General features: G+C 39.3%; 19 protein-coding genes and 1 pseudogene. 8 read left to right on the top strand and 12 right to left on the bottom strand.

Annotation, left to right across the window (positions count from 1 at the left end):
• Positions 1-86: 86 nt before the first annotated feature.
• On the bottom strand, positions 87-1439 hold the full coding sequence (locus tag FJR37_RS19595) for a C1 family peptidase (RefSeq protein WP_168466894.1): 1353 nt from the start codon (positions 1437-1439) through the stop codon (positions 87-89).
• A gap of 629 nt (positions 1440-2068) precedes the next feature.
• A complete protein-coding gene (locus tag FJR37_RS19590) occupies positions 2069-2566 on the bottom strand; it encodes a pentapeptide repeat-containing protein (protein ID WP_039200493.1) in 498 nt (165 codons plus the stop codon).
• Positions 2567-2720: 154 nt separating this feature from the next.
• On the opposite strand from FJR37_RS19590, the gene gcvT reads away from it, so the two are divergent.
• A complete protein-coding gene (gene gcvT / locus FJR37_RS19585) occupies positions 2721-3905 on the top strand; it encodes a glycine cleavage system aminomethyltransferase GcvT (RefSeq protein ID WP_168466893.1) in 1185 nt (394 codons plus the stop codon).
• Positions 3906-3986: 81 nt separating this feature from the next.
• Positions 3987-4379, top strand: coding sequence for a glycine cleavage system protein GcvH (gcvH, locus tag FJR37_RS19580; RefSeq protein ID WP_168466892.1), 393 nt, complete (start codon positions 3987-3989; stop codon positions 4377-4379).
• A gap of 51 nt (positions 4380-4430) precedes the next feature.
• Here the strand turns inward: gcvH and FJR37_RS19575 are convergent, their stop codons facing one another.
• From FJR37_RS19575 to FJR37_RS19560, 4 genes are all read right to left on the bottom strand, one after another.
• Positions 4431-5261, bottom strand: a complete 831-nt coding sequence (locus tag FJR37_RS19575) for a class I SAM-dependent methyltransferase (RefSeq protein WP_168466891.1) — start codon at positions 5259-5261, stop codon at positions 4431-4433.
• A 247-nt stretch (positions 5262-5508) separates the two neighbouring features.
• Positions 5509-6645 (bottom strand): beta-ketoacyl-ACP synthase, encoded by a 1137-nt coding sequence (locus FJR37_RS19570; RefSeq protein ID WP_168466890.1) that lies wholly within the window; start codon positions 6643-6645, stop codon positions 5509-5511.
• 125 nt (positions 6646-6770) lie between these two features.
• On the bottom strand, positions 6771-7553 hold the full coding sequence (locus FJR37_RS19565; RefSeq protein WP_168466895.1) for a peptidylprolyl isomerase: 783 nt from the start codon (positions 7551-7553) through the stop codon (positions 6771-6773).
• Between the two features lie 158 nt (positions 7554-7711).
• Positions 7712-8281, bottom strand: a complete 570-nt coding sequence (locus tag FJR37_RS19560) for a photosystem I assembly protein Ycf4 (protein WP_027402431.1) — start codon at positions 8279-8281, stop codon at positions 7712-7714.
• Positions 8282-8980: 699 nt separating this feature from the next.
• Here FJR37_RS19560 and psbD point away from each other — a divergent pair.
• The 4 genes from psbD to FJR37_RS19540 all read left to right on the top strand — a co-directional run bounded on the left by psbD (position 8981) and on the right by FJR37_RS19540 (position 13396).
• Positions 8981-10036 (top strand): photosystem II D2 protein (photosystem q(a) protein), encoded by a 1056-nt coding sequence (gene psbD, locus FJR37_RS19555; protein ID WP_015080309.1) that lies wholly within the window; start codon positions 8981-8983, stop codon positions 10034-10036.
• The gene (psbC, locus tag FJR37_RS19550; RefSeq protein WP_039200498.1) at positions 10020-11402 is read left to right on the top strand and encodes a photosystem II reaction center protein CP43; all 1383 of its coding nucleotides are present in this window, start codon (positions 10020-10022) and stop codon (positions 11400-11402) included. Before psbD ends, psbC begins: the two co-directional genes overlap by 17 nt.
• A gap of 213 nt (positions 11403-11615) precedes the next feature.
• Complete coding sequence (locus FJR37_RS19545; protein ID WP_168466889.1) at positions 11616-12596, top strand: hypothetical protein; 981 nt, start codon at positions 11616-11618, stop codon at positions 12594-12596.
• Between the two features lie 176 nt (positions 12597-12772).
• The gene (locus tag FJR37_RS19540; protein WP_039200499.1) at positions 12773-13396 is read left to right on the top strand and encodes a Uma2 family endonuclease; all 624 of its coding nucleotides are present in this window, start codon (positions 12773-12775) and stop codon (positions 13394-13396) included.
• A 10-nt stretch (positions 13397-13406) separates the two neighbouring features.
• On the opposite strand, the gene FJR37_RS19535 is transcribed toward FJR37_RS19540, so the two are convergent.
• Positions 13407-14240, bottom strand: a complete 834-nt coding sequence (locus FJR37_RS19535) for an SWIM zinc finger family protein (protein ID WP_039200500.1) — start codon at positions 14238-14240, stop codon at positions 13407-13409.
• Positions 14241-14383: 143 nt separating this feature from the next.
• The gene (locus FJR37_RS19530) at positions 14384-15064 is read right to left on the bottom strand and encodes a tetratricopeptide repeat protein (RefSeq protein ID WP_053538238.1); all 681 of its coding nucleotides are present in this window, start codon (positions 15062-15064) and stop codon (positions 14384-14386) included.
• 274 nt (positions 15065-15338) lie between these two features.
• Between FJR37_RS19530 and FJR37_RS19525 the strand changes: the two are divergent.
• Positions 15339-15509: pseudogene (locus FJR37_RS19525) on the top strand (heavy metal-binding domain-containing protein); the annotation flags it as partial.
• A gap of 483 nt (positions 15510-15992) precedes the next feature.
• On the top strand, positions 15993-16631 hold the full coding sequence (locus FJR37_RS19520) for a hypothetical protein (protein ID WP_039200504.1): 639 nt from the start codon (positions 15993-15995) through the stop codon (positions 16629-16631).
• Positions 16632-16657: 26 nt separating this feature from the next.
• Here FJR37_RS19520 and FJR37_RS19515 read toward each other — a convergent pair whose 3' ends face one another.
• The 4 genes from FJR37_RS19515 to FJR37_RS19500 all read right to left on the bottom strand — a co-directional run bounded on the left by FJR37_RS19515 (position 16658) and on the right by FJR37_RS19500 (position 20682).
• A complete protein-coding gene (locus FJR37_RS19515; RefSeq protein WP_039200505.1) occupies positions 16658-17206 on the bottom strand; it encodes a carbonic anhydrase in 549 nt (182 codons plus the stop codon).
• 257 nt (positions 17207-17463) lie between these two features.
• The gene (locus FJR37_RS19510; protein WP_168466888.1) at positions 17464-19152 is read right to left on the bottom strand and encodes a SulP family inorganic anion transporter; all 1689 of its coding nucleotides are present in this window, start codon (positions 19150-19152) and stop codon (positions 17464-17466) included.
• A 179-nt stretch (positions 19153-19331) separates the two neighbouring features.
• Positions 19332-19592 (bottom strand): hypothetical protein, encoded by a 261-nt coding sequence (locus FJR37_RS19505; RefSeq protein WP_039200507.1) that lies wholly within the window; start codon positions 19590-19592, stop codon positions 19332-19334.
• A 442-nt stretch (positions 19593-20034) separates the two neighbouring features.
• Positions 20035-20682, bottom strand: a complete 648-nt coding sequence (locus FJR37_RS19500; RefSeq protein ID WP_168466887.1) for a Uma2 family endonuclease — start codon at positions 20680-20682, stop codon at positions 20035-20037.
• Between the last annotated feature and the right edge of the window lie 265 nt (positions 20683-20947).

The following is a 20947-nucleotide window of genomic DNA, read 5'->3' as shown; positions in this document are numbered from 1 at the left end:
ATATTTAGAAAACTTTGTCAATGCGTAAGCCCTATATACATTAAAAACTTTTCAAACATCCTCTAATTAATGTTTCTATAGCCAGATTAAAATAGACTGTCTAAGGTTTCATAATCATATTCCTCTAAAACCTCATTAAATAGTTCTGTAGCCCTATCTTCATCAAGCTCTAAGTTTTGTGCTAACTTAGTCCAGTATTCGTATTCTTCATCACTAAAACATTCATCAGCAAGAGCAAATTCAACCGACATTTGGAAAGTTTCCTCTGCTGCATCTTCCGCCAAAATAATTTGTAAAGCCGCATTGTAAAGGAGTTCAAGCCCGCCGATTTCCATTAAACCCTGGATTTTCTCCTCAAGAAGTTCAGTATCAATTTCATAAGTTTCATAAAGTCCAGTTAATAACTCTGATTCTTCATCAGATAAGCCATCTACAGAGGCACCACACAAACAAATGACAGCAATAGATTCTACAAGAGTTAAATAACAATTATTTGCTTCTTCTGCGTCGTCCTCTTCATAGAAATCTTCATCAAAATCCTCATCTTCTTCAACCCAAACATCCGCAGTTAAATCGAAGTCAGTTGTTCCTTTAATTTTCCAGCATTCAAAACATAAATTTGGGTTAGTCATATACTCATAAGGGATATAGCAGTAGCCTTCTTCTCCCCACTCTTCCCCCCATGAATTACGGACAATAAAGACTTCAGCGCTATCTTTATAACCCACGCAAAGCATAGCGTGTTTACCATGTTCTTGCCTGCCTTCATCACTGGCTAAATCTGGCATTGGAACTCTTCCTTTGTTGGTAACACGATCAAAAGACTTAAACAAAGTGAGTCCAAAAACAAAAGGATAACCTTCTGCTAAACAATGTTTCATAGCATGAAGATCCACAGGAACTTGTTCTGGGGTTTCCCATTGGAAATCAGGAACACTTAGGAGTTCAGTAGCCTCTTCATAGGCATCATAAATTGGTTTAGTATTAACGTTTCTGACTTTGCCATTGTCTGTAACTTCATAAGCCCAGGTTGATTCATGGCAAATACCTTTTTCCTGTAAACTCATCAATGCTAAAGTAATGCTACTTCCTTGGTCTTGAATTTTATCTTGACCAAAATGTTCTAGTCCTAGCTCTCGGGCATTGTAATAGACAAAAAGACGACTAAAATCAACTTCTTCTCCTACACGATTCATGATATACTCATACCCGCCTACAACTGCATTAGCTGTACAACTGTTAGAGCCAGCTTGATTTTCTACGGAAGTCATGAAAGGACGCAGATCAACCTGTGGTGGTAATTCTGCTTCTGTAAATCGCTCACTATTGTAAACTTGAGAACCGGAAATTTGTTGTTGGGAAGCACTGCAACCGCTTAAGGCTTTCCATAGACCTGTATTCCGATCTACGACATAAGATAATACAGCTTTTTTAGACATGGAATTTTATGTGGATTATCCACAGACTAGAAGGTATAAAAATTGTAAAATATCCTTGTAGCATAGATACAAGAATTTAAGAATTACAAAAAAAGGGAACAGGGAACAGGGAACAGGGAACAGGGAACAGATAAGAAACAAAAGTTTAGGGCTTACGCATTGACAAAGTTTTCTAAATATGTCATGTGGATTTTATCTGACGGGGGGACAAAGTACCTTGAAACTAAGACTCTGTAACCCTTTCAATCTTGTTAGACATAAAAAGATACAGATCAATTTCCACCCTTATTGATTCCATTGTCAATAATTTCGTTCGGAAAACCCTATTTTACCTTGGTGTTAATCCTAAAATTGGTTTGATCTTTTCAATGGACTTCTCTTTCAAATCCTTGCAGGATGAGCTTTTCAGCCATGATTTCCCCCCATCAGGGATTTTATCTCTTGTAGGGTGCGTCAGACCCAATAATTTGGTAAAAAACAGATTTCCTCTATCTGACGCACCCTACTCAATAAGTAATGGGACAGAATTAATTACACAACTGATTTTTCTGTTCCCAGTTAAGAGTTCCCTGTTCCCTCTCTCACAGACAACTTTTATGGCTTACGCCACGCCACGCTATCAGCAAACCCTACTTACATCCTAAAGATTGACGAGTATCTACACCAGTTTTAGAATTTACACCACTGGCATTAACACAGAGCTTTTTCACCTGTAGCATATCTAAAATTGCATTGGTAAAATCAGCACCAGTGACATCAACTGCATCAAAAGTGGAACGCAACATCATCGCCTCTGTAAAAACTGCATCACTTAAATCGGCATCTTTGAATCTTGATAAATAAGCAATTCCTTGACTAAAATCCACACCATGAAAATTTACAGTATCCAATAAAACACCGTTAAATACAGCACCACGTAAATCAGCAGCGCTAAAATTGGTATTTTCTAATTTCACGCTTGTAAACTCAATCCCAATTAAACTTTGTCCAGAAAAGTCCTTCCCCCCGACTCCCTTGTTGGTAAGAGAATTAGTAACACTAGAAGAACTTGCTGCTTGCGCTGACAAGGGGAACACCAACAATACTAGAGCTAAAATCACACTAGCCAAGATTGAGCGATACTTCATAATTTTGCTTAATAAATCTCAACAATTCCACTATTAATCATTAAACCGCAGGAAGGATGCAGCTTGTAATTTTCTGCTAAATTAACAGCGATCTCGTAGGATAGATAAATGTTGAGATGCGATCGCACGTAAACGTCAATATAAATAACTACCTGTGGCTAATCAAGAAAATATTACCTCGTTGCCAGTTGCTCATGGGGAAACCCCCCCAAATTTCCCTGCTTCCCAATCTCTGACACGAACCCCTTTATATCAAATGGGTGTAGAACTCAAAGCCAGATTTACCAGCTTTGGGGGCTGGGAAATGCCCATACAATATAGCAGTATCACCCAAGAACACCATGCCGTTAGGAATACCGCTGGAATGTTCGATATTTCTCACATGGGCAAATTTACCCTCCAAGGTAAAAACCTGATTTCCCAACTGGAGTATTTAGTTCCCTCCGATTTAAGTCGGTTACAACCTGGACAAGCACAATATACCGTATTGCTTAACCCCCAAGGCGGAATCATTGACGACATCATTATTTATTACCAAAATACAGACAGCACTGGGACGCAAAATCTAGTCATCATCGTTAACGCCTCAACTACCGACAAAGACAAAAAATGGCTATTGGCACATCTTGATCTTGATGTAGTTCAATTTCAAGACCTATCACGGGATAAAATCTTAATTGCCGTTCAAGGACCAACAGCAACTCATCATCTGCAATCCCTAGTCACAACAGACTTATCACCTATTAAGGCTTTTGGGCATTTAGAAACGACCATTTTTGGCAAACACGCATTCCTCGCCCGCACAGGTTACACTGGCGAAGATGGTTTTGAAGTGATGGTGGATGCCTCCGTTGGGATAGACTTGTGGCAAAGTTTATATAATGCTGGTGTTATTCCCTGCGGACTTGGTTGTAGAGATACCCTTCGCTTAGAAGCTGCAATGGCACTTTATGGGCAAGATATTGACGATACCACTACACCGCTAGAAGCTGGCTTAGGTTGGTTGGTACATTTAGATACCAAAAGTGATTTTATTGGCAGAGAGGTTTTAATCCAGCAGCAAACCCAAGGAATATCTCGTAAGCTTGTCGGTTTGCAAACACAAGGACGCAATATTCCTCGTCACGGCTACCCCGTATTATCATCTAAACAAGTCGTAGGAGAAGTAACAAGTGGTACTATCTCCCTGACACTTGGTTATCCTATCGCCTTAGCTTACGTTCCCACCCAATTAGCAAAGCTTAAGCAGCAGCTAGATGTGGAAATTCGCGGTAAAGCTTACCCTGCGGTGGTTGTGAAACGCCCATTTTATCGCTCAAAGAATCGTGTTATTAACTGATAATCTTTGAGGTTTTTGAAGAATAATGTCTTTTAGGTTACTCTTGTAACACTATTTTTTTAACGTGGAAGAGAAAGTGATATGTCTTTAGAATATCCCCAGGATTTTCGATACTTGGATTCCCATGAATATGTTCGTCTAGATGGAGAAATTGCCACTATTGGTATTACTGCGTTTGCTATAGAACAATTAGGTGATATTGTCTTTTTGGAACTGCCGGATATTGGTGATGTTATTACCAAGGGAGAGACATTTGGTTCTATTGAATCCGTGAAGGCTGTTGAAGACTTGAATTCACCTGTTACTGGCACAGTTGTAGAACGCAATCAAGATTTAATAGATGATCCAGAACAAGTAACTGAAGATCCTTACGGTGAGGGTTGGTTCTTAAAAGTTCGTATCAATGACCCTGATGAAGTGAATGAGGATACATTAACAGCAGATGAATATAGTGCTTTGGTAGAGGGTGTGTAAATAAGTTCATTTACACATTCCCGAAAATGAAAAGAAAGGCTATCAATTAAACTATATCTCAGCTTTTTTGGCAACTTGAAAGGCTGAGATATAGGCGATTTGTATATTTCCTCCATAGTTATTTTCAATCTTTCTTCGTAATTCTGTAAATAAACAATTTCTAGTTTCTATATCTAGTTTTAAGTATGGAGTGTAAGTGCTTAAAAGTAATATAAAGTCATCCATACAATAATTAGCCTTACAGACAACTTGTTCGGAAACTAAATTTTTGAATTTACCTGAGTCAATAGCTTTTTGTCCTAAAGACTGTACTATCTCTTTTTGAGTTTCTATATCTTCATATCTATCCAAGGTTGGAGCATATTTTTGATAAATTTCTCGGAAACTTTGATATATTTCATATTCTGGTTGTGGTATCATATTCCACAGCAAAATTAAAGACCCATCATTCTGTAAAGCTTGATTAATCTTGAGATTACCAAATTCAGGATTAATCCAATGGTAAGAAGTTGCTGCTAAAACAGCGTCAAATTTTCCAGGTTCTAGTTCCCATTCTTCAAAGGTTGTCTGATGTATTTCTACCTGTGGATACATTTCACAGTTTTTTCTTGCTAAATTACAAGCTGCTAAATTTGGTTCTAGACAGATCATAGAAAAACCTAATTGAGCAAATGCTAAAGTTGCATTTCCTGGTCCACAACCTAATTCTAGAATATTAGCTTTGCTGGAAAGTTGGGCTGCTTGTACAGCACCATTAATAATTTCTTGTGGATAGCGAGGTCTGAATTTATTATAAGTTTCTGCTACATGAGAATACCAGTTTTTTCTGGTTTCTAAGTCTTGAGAATATAAGTTTTTAAGTATTTCTAAGTAGGTTAGCATTGAAAATCGTCGTTATGGCAAGGCAAGAGGCACTCATGCAAAAGGCAAGAGTGAAGAGGGTTTGGGGGATTTTACTTTTCTTTAGAGACTTCCAAGAAATAAATTATCCTAAGAAACGAACCACAGAGGCACAGAGTACACAGAGAGAGAATTTCTGCATCAGTTTTGGGACATTTTTTTATTTGGAAGTCTCTTACATAGATTGGTTTTATTGTGTTCACCTACTTAGTTCTTTCATGATTGATCCTTAATTCCCTAAAGCTATCACAGCATTTTGTCCACCAAAACCAAAGCTAAAACATAGCACTTGCTGAATTTTACTTTCTTGTGCTGAAGGGATGAAGTTTAAATTAAATTCTGGTTGCTGAAGTCCTACAGAGGGGGGCAAAATTTGCTGTTGCAATGCCATGAGTGAAAAGGCTACACCTAAAGCTCCTGATGCTCCTAATGTATGACCTGTGCTACCTTTGGTGGAACTAATCGCTAATTTTGGTGAAAATAAGTGTTGAATAATTTTACTTTCTATCCGGTCATTTAACTGGGTGGCTGTACCATGAGTGTGAATATAGTCTATGTCTGTGGGTGAAATATGACTACGTTCTAAACATTGCTTAATGGCTATGATGGCACTTTTACCTAATGGTTCTGGTGAGTTTCCATGATATGCGTCTGCTGTCAAGCCAAAACCTAATATTTCTCCATAAATTTTAGCTTGTCGTTGGGCTGCTAACTCCGCAGATTCAAGAATCAAAATAGCACCACCTTCACCTAGTACCAAGCCTTCTCGCTGTAAGTCAAAGGGATAAGCACCTGTTTTGGCTAAAGCCCCCATTTGCCTAAATCCAGCAATTGTTAGGGGGGTTATGGGTGCTTCTATTGCCCCTGTAATTACTCGTTGGTATTGCCCAGTTTTAATTAACATTGTAGCCTGAGCGATCGCCCAAATTCCCGTTGCACAAGCAGCCATTGGTGCTAAAACTGCTGCTGTTGAGCCTATTTTTCGGGCTATAGCGATCGCATTCATTTGCGGTAGAGTATTTAACCAATTGTCTAAGTTTGATTCTGCCTCTTCCTGATACATCTGTCGTGCCATTATCTCCCAAGATGCTTGATAACCCCGACTAGAACCAATTACTACAGCACAATCAAACAAAGGTGCTACCAATTCGGCATCTTGTAGGGCTGAATTAACAACTATTTCCGCGAGTGTATTTAATAAAGAGGGTTTTTCAGCAATTAATCCCAGGGGAACTATTCCCAATTCTGGAAATATTTGATGTAATTTAATCCCCGTTTTTCCTAATAATAAATTTTGCCAACTATCTTCTAAGCTTTTACCTAAAGCAGAAACTAAACCAATCCCAGTAACAACAACTTTAACCAATTTTAGATTTTAGATAATAACTGAGGAGTCAGGAGGTAGGGGCGCAGGGACTGCGCCCTTTCTCAGGAGTCAGGAGTCAGAAGTCAGAATACTTATAAAATCACAAATCAACAACTGACAACTAACTACTGAGGAATTTTCAGATTTTCTGCACCTTTCGTGACTTTAGCAGACTCAATGCGATCGCCTTGCTGGATTTTGTTAACTACCTCAAAACCTTTAGTAACATTACCAAACACGGCATAGTTACCATCCAAGAACGATAAATCTGCTAAAGCAAAGTAAAATTGAGAAGAAGCAGAATCCGGGGATTGTGATCTAGCCATAGCGATCGCTCCTTGCTTGTGTTGTAACACAGGCTTCTCAGTAATAGTCTTACTGTAAATAGGATCTTTTGCGCCTTTTGGTTTAATTTCTAAGGGTATCCGTCGCTCATTCCCAGTTTTAGAATCAATATAACCACCTGTTCCCAACCTACTTTCGGGAAATTTCGGGTCTTTACCTTGTGGATCTCCACCTTGAACTACAAAGGGCTGAGGTTCGCGCACAACACGATGGAATGCTAAACCGTCATAAACACCTTTTTGAACCAAATCCACAAAATTACCGCCAGTAATTGGCGCATTTGTCCCATCTATTTCAATCTCAATTTGTGTGGGGTTAACTACTTCTCCACGCTTCACCGTCATCACCACCGTAGCCTTACCTTGAAGACGTGGTAAACCTTTAATTCCAGGAACACTCTCACTAATAGTCTCCGATACTGTTTTTGCACTAGTAGTCGTGTCTGAGGTAGCTGTCGCAGTTGGGGATGCACTAGACGATGTTGTATTACTCGCACATCCTCCCAAAGTTAAAGCGCCAATCATCAATAGAACTACAAAAAATTGTGGAAATTTAAACCGCATTGTTAGTGACTGCATTAATCAAAATATCTTAATTTGTTCTTGCCCATTCCTGAAGTTTGGATTTTAAATTGTGAAAATAACTTGACCTCAGATCCCCGACTTCTCTAAGAAGTCGGGGATCTGATTCTTATTGTTCACCAATCCAAAATCCAAAATTCCTAGAGTCCTTCTAAAGATACTCCTAAAAAACGAGCTAATTCCGCACCTTGGGTTTCCAAATCTGCCAAAGATAAGGGTTGACCTACTCGTGTAAGGGGAATATCCCGTCTACCTTTAACCCGAAGATATAAAGCGCGTTGAGGATTCAGACCTTCCTTAATCAAAATCTTGACAGATTGTACATCTGAAATCCTGCCGTCAATTTGGATTTGACGATTTTTTCCGGGAAACCCCCAACGAAAGATTTTTAATGTCCCCGTTTCCCGATTGAACTCATTATAACCACCACCTAAATCCCATAGAACTACAAGCCATAGATATGTAGCTAATAGCAAGCCAGCAGCACCATATAGTCCCATCACCAATCCTTGAGGGACAAATATTAGTTGTGTTGCATCAGTAACTATGAGTAAATTAACTTTGAGATAACTAGAAATACTAGCTAAGAAAAAACCACTGGCTCCCATAGTCACAATACTTGCCCACCAGTAGTTACTAAACCGACGTGAACCAAGAACCTTTTGAGAGAGGATGTTCTCGCTTTTATTAATTGTTGTTGATACGGTCATTAAACTACCTTGGACTATCTTTCTCAAGTCTGCCACTGAAGCAGTCTGGATTGCAAGTTATCGAAGAGATGACAATGAATTTTATCCTCAACTTGCAGGATTTCCGGGCGCAGGCCATTGAGAGAATTTAGGGCGCAGGCCATTGAGAGAATTTAGGGCGCAGTCCATTCAGAGAATTTAGGGCGCAGTCCATTCAGAGAATTTAGGGCGCAGGCCATTCAGAGAATTTAGGGCGCAGGCCCTGCGCCCCTACGAAGATTTATGAGAAAATCTGTGTCAAATTGTTAAAATTCTGATATTGATAGAAAATATTTAACTTCCTGTTCTATATCCAGCCCAAATTCTGACTAATGTGATAAGTTAAGAATCATTACGTTACCAAAACCTAGATTGCTGGTTAACGGTAGCCGATCATATCATAATTTGTCAGTAACCCAGCCCTCAAGGGACTGAGCTTGCAAGAGTAATCAAGCAAGTCGTAGTGACCAGACCACCCTGAGCCTAGTCTCATGGTATCCTTATGAGAAATGATCACTTTGTCAAGCAATCAGTTCTCACAATCTTAGCGTCTGTAAAGCTGCTAGGATTGAAAAAAAACGTTGAATTAATTCCTCACGGGCAGATGATATAAATCAGTAAACTTGCTGAAACACTGCTTAAAAAACGTTGAAATTTTAGTAAAAACGAGGATTTTAGTAAATGACCATCGCAGTTGGACGCGCCCCCAGTAGAGGGTGGTTTGACGTATTAGACGACTGGCTAAAGCGCGATCGCTTTGTATTCGTAGGTTGGTCAGGAATATTATTATTCCCCTGTGCCTTCCTCGCATTAGGCGGTTGGCTAACCGGTACAACCTTCGTCACCTCCTGGTACACCCACGGACTAGCATCTTCTTACTTAGAAGGAGCTAACTTTTTAACAGTAGCAGTATCCACACCAGCCAACAGCATGGGACATTCCCTGTTGTTCCTGTGGGGTCCTGAAGCTCAAGGTGACTTCACCCGTTGGATTCAACTCGGTGGTTTGTGGCCTTTCGTCGCCCTACATGGCGCATTCGGTTTGATTGGCTTCATGTTACGCCAATTTGAAGTAGCCCGTCTCGTCGGTCTTCGTCCTTATAACGCCCTTGCTTTCTCCGGTCCTATTGCCGTATTCGTCAGCGTGTTCCTGATGTATCCTTTGGGACAATCTAGCTGGTTCTTTGCACCTAGCTTTGGAGTAGCCGCAATTTTCCGTTTCCTCTTATTCCTACAAGGTTTCCACAACTGGACACTTAACCCCTTCCACATGATGGGTGTAGCAGGAATCTTAGGTGGAGCTTTACTTTGTGCCATTCACGGTGCCACAGTAGAAAACACCCTATTTGAAGACGGTGAAGGTTCAAATACTTTCCGCGCCTTCAACCCCACCCAAGCTGAAGAAACCTACTCCATGGTGACAGCAAACCGTTTCTGGTCACAGATTTTCGGAGTTGCTTTCTCCAACAAACGTTGGTTACACTTCTTCATGTTGTTTGTCCCTGTGACAGGCTTGTGGATGAGTTCCATTGGGATCGTTGGTTTAGCATTAAACCTGCGGGCTTATGACTTCGTTTCCCAAGAATTACGGGCAGCAGAAGACCCAGAGTTTGAAACTTTCTATACCAAAAATATTTTGTTGAATGAGGGTATCCGCGCTTGGATGGCTCCTCAAGATCAACCCCACGAACAGTTCGTATTCCCAGAGGAGGTACTTCCACGTGGTAACGCTCTCTAATAGAGTTATTAGTGGTGGACGCGACCAAGAATCAAGCGGCTTCGCTTGGTGGTCCGGCAACGCCCGTTTAATCAATTTGTCTGGTAAACTACTTGGCGCTCACGTTGCCCATGCTGGTTTAATCGTCTTCTGGGCTGGAGCAATGACTTTATTTGAAGTCTCTCACTTCATCCCAGAAAAGCCTATGTACGAACAAGGCTTGATTCTGCTTCCTCACCTCGCCACACTGGGTTGGGGCGTTGGTCCAGGTGGTGAAGTTTTTGATACATTCCCCTACTTCGTTGTCGGTGTACTTCACCTGATTTCCTCCGCAGTTCTAGGCTTTGGCGGTATTTATCATGCCGTTCGTGGTCCTGAAACCTTAGAAGAATATTCTGCCTTCTTTGGTTATGACTGGAAAGACAAGAACAAGATGACCAACATCATCGGCTTCCACCTGATCATCCTGGGATGCGGTGCGTTGTTATTGGTGCTGAAGGCTATGTTCTTCGGTGGAGTTTATGATACATGGGCTCCAGGTGGTGGTGATGTGCGTGTGATTACTAATCCCACACTCAACCCTGCAATCATCTTCGGTTATCTAATCAAAGCTCCCTTCGGTGGCGAAGGCTGGATTATTAGCGTTGATAACATGGAAGATGTTATCGGTGGTCACATTTGGATTGGTTTAACTTGTATTGCCGGTGGTATTTGGCACATCTTCACCAAGCCTTTTGCTTGGTCACGTCGTGCCTCCATTTGGTCTGGTGAAGCTTATCTATCCTATAGCTTAGGTGCGCTCTCCTTAATGGGGTTCATCGCTTGCGTTATGGTGTGGTTTAACAACACCGTTTACCCCAGCGAATTTTACGGTCCTACTGGTCCTGAAGCTTCTCAAGCACAAGCTTTAACCTTCTTGATTCGTGACCAACGCTTGGGTGCTAACGTCGGTTCTGCACAAGGTCCCACTGGTCTAGGTAAATACTTGATGCGCTCTCCTACTGGTGAAATCATCTTTGGTGGTGAAACCATGCGCTTCTGGGATTTCCGTGGTCCTTGGTTAGAGCCTCTTCGTGGACCTAACGGCCTTGATTTGGAAAAAATCAAGAATGATATTCAGCCTTGGCAAGCTCGTCGTGCTGCTGAATACATGACCCACGCGCCTTTGGGTTCTTTGAACTCTGTGGGTGGTGTGGCTACGGAAATTAACTCCTTCAACTATGTGTCTCCTCGTGCTTGGTTGGCGACTTCACACTTCGTTTTAGGATTCTTCTTCCTCATTGGTCACTTATGGCACGCAGGTCGCGCCCGGGCTGCTGCTGGTGGTTTTGAGAAGGGTATTAACCGTGAAACAGAACCAGCAATGTTTATGCCTGACCTTGACTAGGTTTTTCTAGGCTTAATTACTGACAATATAATGCTTTTGATAGCTCTTGCCTAACCGCAAGGGCTTTTTTTGTATTTTTCTGTGTAAGTTCACACATTAAGCTTTGTTAAGCAAGAGTAAAAATTTAAAATAAATTTTGCACAGGTACTTACAATAATTAAACATTGCTGCTAATATACAATGTAACAAATAAATCTTACTAAGGGTCAAGTAATGAATAAGCTAAAGTTCAGCACTTCTGTATTGACAGTTGCTGCTGGTTTGGTAATGGGGACATCAATAAATCAAGTTGTTATTGCTGAGGAAGTTGTTGCAGAATCAATTACTCAGCCAGCAGTTACAAATGAAGTTATTGCCACATCAATCACTCCTGAAAAAACTGAAACTCATCCTCAACCAGGAACTTTCAGTTATAGTGCTGGTGATTTACTGGCAAAAAGACCACTGGATTTAGATATATTTTGCAAAAGTTATCCTTTAAATTCTCGCTGTACTGAGCGTTCTACTCCATCAAAACCACAGCCAGAAGAATCTAAACCTACCGAAGAAGCAAGCCAAACTCCTGTAAAAACTAGCGGTTGGGCAATTACACCTGAAATTAGTACATTAGGTGTTGGTGCAACAGTCACTAAGTCCATAACACCTAATGTCAATGCTAAATTAGGCATTAATGGCTTAGGTATAAGTAGAGATGTTAGCTTGTCCGATGTTGATTATAAGGCTAACCTCAACCTATTTAATGTGTCTACCTTAATTGACTACCTACCTTGGAAAAATGGTGGTTTTCATTTGACCGGAGGTTTGGTATTTCAAGATAATAATTTGGAAGGAACTGGGAAACCCAAGAATGGTGTGACCATTAGGATCAATGACAAAGACTATAACAGCACAACTGTGCTTACATCATTGAACTCTAAAGTTTCCTTTCCCAATAGTGTCGCACCATATATTGGACTGGGTTGGGGTAATGCTGTGAAGCCTGGTAAACATTGGGGATTCTCCACAAATTTAGGTGTAATGTTTGCTGGCTCCCCAAAGGTATCATTAACACCTGGGTTTGGTCCAGATGCAACGCCTGCTTTACAACAGGAAATTAATACTAACATCGAAGCAGAAAGGAAAAAACAAGAAAGCGATCTGAATTGGTTAAGTGTTTATCCTGTTTTTTCTCTTGGTATTTCTTACCAATTCTAGTTGACAATTTAGGGTGTGTCAGATGTTGAAAATATGTTTATTGTTACTGAGTTATCAACCTTGACGCACCCTAAAAGAGATGTTTAGTATCACATTTGCATAAATTCTACTTTTAATTTTCCTCTATACCAGTTGCTATAATTAAATTAACTTGTATTTTATTCTTAGATATACAAATGACCATCACCAAATATCGCGCTGATAGAGTCATACTTCATAACATCAGTTGGCAACAGTTTGAAAGTCTTCTCCAAGATTTGGGAGAAAATCGGGCTGCTAGGGTGGCTTATGATGATGGAAATTTGGAAATTATGACCCCTTTACCAGAACACGAACAATATAAAGAAGTAATTAGTGATGCAGTTAAAGATATCGCTGAAGAGTTGGATTTAGACTATGAAAGTTTAGGTTCAACTACCTGGAAAAAAGAACGCAAAATGGCAGGAATAGAGGCAGATAATTGCTTTTATTTTCAAAATGAACCATTAGTTAGAGGTAGATTAGATTTAGATTTGCAAAAAGATCCACCTCCTGACTTAGCTTTAGAAATTGATGTTACGAGTAAGTCTTTAGACCGTTTTCCTATTTATGCTCGTTTGGGAGTTTCTGAAATTTGGTGTTATGATCCTGGTGAGTTGAAAATCTATCTTTTGCAAGCTGGGGAATATCTAGAATCCGAGAAAAGTTCAGTATTTCCTAGTTTAGAAATTCGGGATTTACCAAAAATAATTGAACAAAATCGGGCAAATGGTAGACGGTCAATTAGGAAGGCTGTTAGGGAATGGGTACATCAGAAATAATTAAAAATATTCATCTCCCTACATTCATCGCTGCTAAAAAAGCTTTTTGACTGACATCTTGATAAAGGGATTTTAAATATTTCATCACCAATTCACCAGCAGGTAAATTAGTTGGATTTTCTTCATCTTTTGCTAAAGGAATTGTCCCTAATGTATCTAATACTGTTTCACTAACCGCAGGTGAAATTACTACTAAAGACGATTCTAACGGCTGATTATATTGCCAAAAATCATCTATTTTAACGGGATATTTATTTCCAGAAACTTCTGGTTGAATTGCCGATGTTTCCTGAATTGTCTCGACATTTTTAGTGCTGCGTAATTGGCGTAAGTCGCTGATAATTTGCTCTTTGGTGCGTCCACGTAGTTGAAATAATACAAAGGGGTCTTCACTAAAGCGATCGCCTAATTGATAATATACTGCACCTATATGTTTACAAGGAACAGCCTTATCAGGACAAGAACATTTACCGTGAACATCAGTAAGAGTAAAGGGAAACAACGATAAACCATTACTGATAAAAACTTCTTCAATATTTTGTGGCATTTCTCCCGCTAATAACTTAGCCGCAAAAATCGCCTTTTGGGACATAGTTTCCACCACATAACCCCATTCTTCATCACTAAAAGCATCAAGAGATAAAGAAACCTTATAAGGTTCTGCTTCACTACCTTGTACTCTCGCTAATACTTTCGCAGCTTTAAATTTAATACTGAGAACATTTCCTTGTCGAGAATAATTTCTTGCCCGTTCTAATCGCTTTTTAAATCGGTAAGAATCTAGTAGATCTAACCATCTTTGTGACCACCATTCCCGACTTGCTTGTAAGGTTTCGTTACTCATAATCTTTGATCTTTTTGTGGTGTCATAACAGGGAAAATATATAAAAAAGGTAAAGCAGCTTGGTAACACTGAAGATTTTCCTCCATCATAAAAGTAGGGACATGGTAAAAATTTTGATACCATGTCCCTATTTTTAATTGATTCTAACCGCCTATTTCTTGCAGCATTGCTTGTATTCTTGCAGCACCTTCCGCGTCATTTCCCTGCTGATATAAATCTAATGCCTTTTTGAAAACTTTGTTTGCTTGTGTCGTTTGTCGTCGTTGTTTAAACATAGAACCAATTAACTCATAGGTGCGGGGATTATTTTTATCCAAATTAATTGCTTGTTCATAAGCCCACATGGCTGATTGATAATCACCTAAGCTAGTTTGAGCAACTCCTAATCCTAAATAAGCGTTGAGATTATTCCGATTTAACTGGATAGCCCGACGGTAAGCTTCTTTTGCGCCTTTGTTATCTTTTGTACTACTTTTAAGATAACCAACAGCATAGTAAAAATCACTATTATTAGGATTAATGGCAATAGCTCGACGATAAGCATCTAAAGCGGAGGTGAAATTGCCTTGTTGAGTATATAAGTAGCCAATCCCAGCATAAATTCTTTCATTTTTGGGATCTAATTTTGCGGCTTTTTGATAAATAGCGATCGCTCCATTATAATCTTTAGAATCTACCAGTCTTTTCCCCTCATCTATCAAGTTTTTCAACTCTGGATTATTCACCTGTGTCAGTAGGACATCAGCTTTTGCTACTACAGGTGTGCTAGTAAATAAACATCCTAATAATAAGGCAGTTAACAGGACTGATGTTTTTTTGTACATAGTAAATTTTCCTAAATTTTCTTAACCCGTTTTTATTAGTACATTAAAACAAAAATATTGATCTTTGTAATCTGTATTTATTCACATTTATAGAATATTAATAATTTATTAAAATTACTTGACATCTTCATAACTATAACAATAAATTAATCCTTTCGCCAACCAATACTGATAAATTACACAAAATTGCAGGTATAATGGAGTGTGGAACGAGGGTTCCCCCTGAATTTGGCTATGGTCATCTAATTTCTCCATAAATGTATGCTTTTAACTTCTCTTTGAAGAAGGGCAGCGGAAAGCAATGGAGGAATTAGAACACAGAGCGCAACGTTTAGGCGCAGATGCTGTTGTCGGTATTGCTGTTGATACTGGGACAATTAATGTTGATCAATCTGGTGTTTTATTAGTAATTACAGCCACAGAGACAGCCGTCAAAATTCGTTAATATTTTGATAATTTTGCCATTTTCAAACATTTCTCATCTAGCCAATTTATAACTAAAGAAAGGGTAAACAACTCTTTCTATTGATAGAGATTGAGAATTATAATTAGCGATTTAATTTTAAACATGGGCATAAAAAAGATTTGATATAGCGGTATGCACTCTTGGTGAGATACAGTCAGCAAATCGTAAAGCCTGTAGGGGTTTTCCCTCACTCGATTGTATTGCACCCTAAAGATAAGTAGGTTGGCGTTGAAAATTGTCGTTATGGCAGGGCAAAAGGCAATACTTCGACTTCGCTCAGTAACCAGAGGCAAAAGGCAAGAGTAAAGAGGTTTTGGGCGATTTTACGTTTCTTTACACAGTTTGGTTTTATTGTGTTCACCTACTTAACTGCTATAAGAAAAAATTCAAAACCAAAGATTTTTCAGGAAAAATATCCAAAATATAAGCAACTTTGCCGCAATAGCAAGGGAGAAAATAGCTATGTCATACGTAAATCGAGTCGGTGAGGAAATAAGTCCTTCTGAGTCTTTGATAGCTAGTAGAGTCACTGAATATCGGGACAGAGTGCGCTGGGGTCCAATAGTTTCCGGTGTGTTAGTGGCTTTAGCAACTCAATTAATATTGAGTTCATTTTTTAGCGCCCTTGGTGCAGGGAGAATTGCTGACTCCTTAGCACCAAGAACAGTTGCCCCTACTATTATTAGTAATGTCGGAATTTGGTCAACAATTGCATTATTACTATCCCTATTTATTGGTGCTTGGATCACTACCCGTGCTTGTGGACCCATGCACCGAGATACAGCAATACTCAACGGGGCAATTCTTTGGGCAACAACTTTAGCACTTAGCTCTTTTCTATTAGCAAATGGAGTCTGGGGCGCTTTTGGGGTAGTGGCTTATAATGCAGCACAAGTTATTAATCAACTACAGCAACAAGGTAATGTCATAGCACCAAATGCACCGATATTAACTGCTGAACAAACTCGTGATGTTGCTGCTGCTACTTCGAGAACTTTGTGGTTTTATGTTTTTGGTTCTTTATTAGGTTTACTTACTGCTTTAGTAGGAGCAGTTGCCGGCGCACGTACCACCTCTAGAACTAATAATTACAATTCTTGATTGAAAGGATTAAAGATGTTCCATTTTTAAAGTTTTGGTAAAATTTGTTGGAATTCTCCTTGATTGAGAGTTGCAAAATACAGTTCAACTTTAAGATCAGGATAGCGATCGCAAATTGATGAATAAGCTTGATTTAAATAATCTGTATGTACTTGCAACTCTCGTTCTGGATCTTTACTTAAATTAGGATCAATCATCATTGCATAAGCCCCACAATCTTGATGATCAATAATAATAACTTTGTTGATATGATGGAGTTTGTAGGAGATATCTAACTGATCCCAAAATGCTTCAGCATCAGATGGGTGGGGGAATCCTGTTAAAGCTAATGAAGCACCTGCTAAAGCTGTTAAATCATACTTATCAGTTAAATTTTTATTCCTTAAAAAAGACTGTTCTGCTGTTAAAAACCGAAAGTCAATACAACTGAGAACTAACGCTTTTGTTTGATGGACTTCGGCCTTAGCTGATTGCGCTGATTGCAGGACAGTAAAGGCTATTACTCCCGGAAGGAAAGATCTCAGAAAATGACGACGACTAGAACAACAAAGACACTGATTGATATTTTTATTCATGTTTTACAAAAGAAGGGAACAGGGAACAGGGAACAGGGAACAGGGAACTCTTAACTGGGAACAGGGAACAGGGAACAGGGAACTCTTAACTGGGAGCAAATAAGAAACACTCATTTGCACAAGTTTAAAGCTCAGTCAAAAAAAGGATGTTTTTAAAAGATGCGTAGCACGAAAAAAACAGTGTCATTATTTCAATCTCATGTTTTTAAACATGAGTTTTTCCTGTTCCCTGTTGCCCGTTCCCTGTTCCCTCTGAATTAGTCATTTAATTCCATCAATTCTTTTGATTTTAAATCAGTTGCGCTCGGTTGCAAACATCCGACAATCTGGGGAGAAATAGAACAAATAGCATCTGTGGTTGTTTCAAAACAATTTGATAAACCAATAGTTTCTAATAATCCTGAACGTTCTAGCAGTTGTTTAACTTCCGGTTGTAAACCTGTGAGAATTAAACGGCAATTATGGCGTTCTAAGTCGTGGTAAATATCCTCTAACGCTACTAACCCAGTGGTATCCATATTTGGCACAAACCGCAACCGCAGAATTAAGTATTTTACCTCTGGTTCATCTCGAATAAAGGTAGCAAATCTCTCCGCAGCCCCAAAAAATACCGGACCATCTACCCGATAAACAGCAATTTCTTTCCCCAATTCCAGGGAAGTACCGGGGGGGAATACTTCGGTTTCGGGAATCTTCACCAAACTCAAATCGCTCATACGTTTGATGAACAAAGCACCGGCAGCAATTAATCCTACTTCTACAGCGAGAACTAAGTCAAATAGGATTGTCACCAACCAAGTCAAAATCATCACCGCAAAGTCAGAATAGGTAGCCCGCATTAACAAACCAATGGCTTCCCATTCAATCATTCGCACACTCACCACCATGAGAATTCCTGCCAATGCGGCTAGGGGAACTCGCGCTGCTAAAGGTGCTAAAGTGAGAACAATAATGGCTAATGCCACGCCGTGAATTACTCCAGATAGTCGGGTTTTTCCACCAGAACGGACATTCACCGCAGTTCGCGCAATTGCCCCTGTGGCAGGAATACCAGCAAAAAATGGGACAATGATATTTGCTAACCCTTGACCAATTAATTCGCGATCGCTATTATGTTTCTCACTGACCGTCATACCGTCAGCTACAACCGCTGATAATAAAGATTCAATACTTCCCAATGCTGCCAAAGCCAAAGCTGGATTAATTAGTTCTCGAATTACACTAAAATCATTCCAGTGGGGAATCCCTTGGGGCATGGGTAAAGATTGCGGAATTGCCCCAATTGTGGGAACATTCAGATGAAAATAACTAGCTATTCCCGTCGCTAACACCAACCCCACCAAAGAACCGGGTATGGTATTATTAATCTTCGGCCACAAAACTGTAGTGACAATTACCACAATTGCCAGTCCCACTGCTGCCCAATTTAAAGCTTCTACATGAGTTAAACTTTGCCAAACTCCCGGCAAAAAATGTTCACTTCGGGGTAGTTTTAAACCAAAGAAATTATTTAATTGACCACAAAAAATAATGACAGCAATCCCATTAGTAAAACCTGCTGTCACTGGGTAGGGAATAAACTTCACTAGCTGTCCGAGTTTGGCCACACCCAAAGCAATTTGGATCATACCAGCCATTACTCCAGCAATCCAAACTTTCTCAATCCCGTATTTAGCAACAATTCCCACCAAAACCACGGCCATTGCCCCCGTTGGTCCGGTAATCTGGACTGGAGAACCGCCAAAAATGGCCGCCACAATTCCCGCAACAATAGCAGTATAGAGTCCCGCTTTTGGTTCGACTCCACTGGCTACAGCAAAAGCTAAAGCCAAAGGCAAAGCGACTACTGCTGCTGTTAATCCTCCCGTCAAATCGCCACGCAGACTACTAAACCAGCGACCGAGACGCAAAAGCTTTGATTCTTCGAGGGTATCAGAGATTGCCATATTATTATTTTCAACTCTTATCCACAATTTGCAGTTATTTTACTCCAATTGCGTAAAGATGATTATTTTTTGCTATTTACTTGGTAATAGTTAAGATTTAGATATCATCCTACCTGCCCCATTCTAACTAGAATTCAACTAAAAAACATCAGCTTTAAGTTAGATAATCTTAATTAAATCTACCACTTTAGAAATGCTTCCTCAATCCCTTTCTCTCTTCTAACTTTGGCATCAATTTCAAACCAAGTAATAATTTGCTTAGTTGTCAACTCCTCAATAGGAACATCATATTCCTTGGCAATATGTTGTAAAATCCGCAAAGAAGAAATTGTCAATCTAGTTAAAAACTTCTCAGGAGAAGATAACAAAGCCGCGTCAACTTGAGCGGATTCTTCTGAAGATAAAAATTGAGTTGATGATTGATTAGGCGCGATATCCATAAAAATTCAAAATTCTGTTTAATCGAGAAGTTGCCTTTCTACCATTAAATCATATTATTGTACCCCCTGAGCAATAAAAGCCGAGCAATAAGTATACTCAAAACGATTGGGACATGGAATGAAAGTAAAATCACGAAAACTCTAGATTTGTAGGGGTTTAGCAATGCTTAATGGTGTCAACTTAACGTCAAACCCATAACCCAACTGGGAATGAATTCCCAGTCTCATAGCAGAAGTCATCTGAAGATGACTAAAAGAACTAGAAAATTTTTGAACTTGTTTAGTTTACTTTAGTAAACTTTAGCTATTAGCCCTGATAGCGTAGCGTGGCGTAAGCCATAATTCATTTCAGGGTGGGTCTGTCAGCCAAACAAATAAGCCGTGTTGGGTATAACTCAACCTTAAAAAACATAATACCCAGATTTCCGACTTCTTAATTTAATCAGGAAATTTGTGTTTTTAACCAACTCCGAAAATTCTTAATCATTGACACCTCACCCACTTGTAAACTAGAAGCTAAAAACTGAGGAACTTCTGTATTTAAAGGTAAATTCGCAAAGGTTGGTGAACCATTGCAAGGAATATATTTATCCTCAGATAAACTATAAATTTGCATTACAGGTTCATTATAACGCCACACTTCAGGAACACCTAAAGCTAAATAAATGGGTAATTTATCAATAGAAGAACTAGCATAATCAACTTCTATTACTAAATCAGGTGGGGGATCTTGAGTTAAATCTAAACTGGTTTTATTTCTCATGATTGGTTCATTTTGAATATAGAAACTAGAATCAGGTTCTACACCTCTAGCTAAATCTTCTCTTTTGCAAGTTAATGAACCTGTACTTTTGACATTGAGATTTAACTCTTCAACTAAAACAATAATTAGATTTTGTAACAAACGGTTATTATGTTCATGGGGCATTAATGGAGTCATAATTTCTAAGATTCCCTGATTATAAGTAAATCTGTTATGGCGATCATCACCTGTTTCTAATAAAATTCGTTCAAATGTCTGCCAGGAAATATGATGGAGAATGACGCTATTGGTGTGAGTGTCGCTGTGAGTAGGTGCTAGAGTTACCATAGAAATTCACCTTGCAGTTTTAATTATTCTATTATATCACTTTAGGGAATAAGGAAAGTTCTCCTTAAAAACTAATTTAAAAGTTCTATCAGTTCATCTTTAGTTAAATCTGCATCTCGAATTATTTTTACTAATAAGAGTATTCCAAGTAAAAAAATGCCCAATTGTCATTGCGAATGCAGCGCCAGCGGAATGAAGCGATCGCCAGGTATTGAGATTGCTTCGCTCCATTTCATTCCGCTCGCAATGACAGTTTTTGGACGTT

Origin of the sequence: Aphanizomenon sp. UHCC 0183 (genome assembly GCF_009712065.1) — a bacterium.
Classification (GTDB): Bacteria; Cyanobacteriota; Cyanobacteriia; order Cyanobacteriales; family Nostocaceae; genus Dolichospermum; species Dolichospermum heterosporum.
The sequence above is the reverse complement of the archived record's forward strand: the minus strand, read 5'-3'. Positions and strand labels throughout refer to the sequence as shown.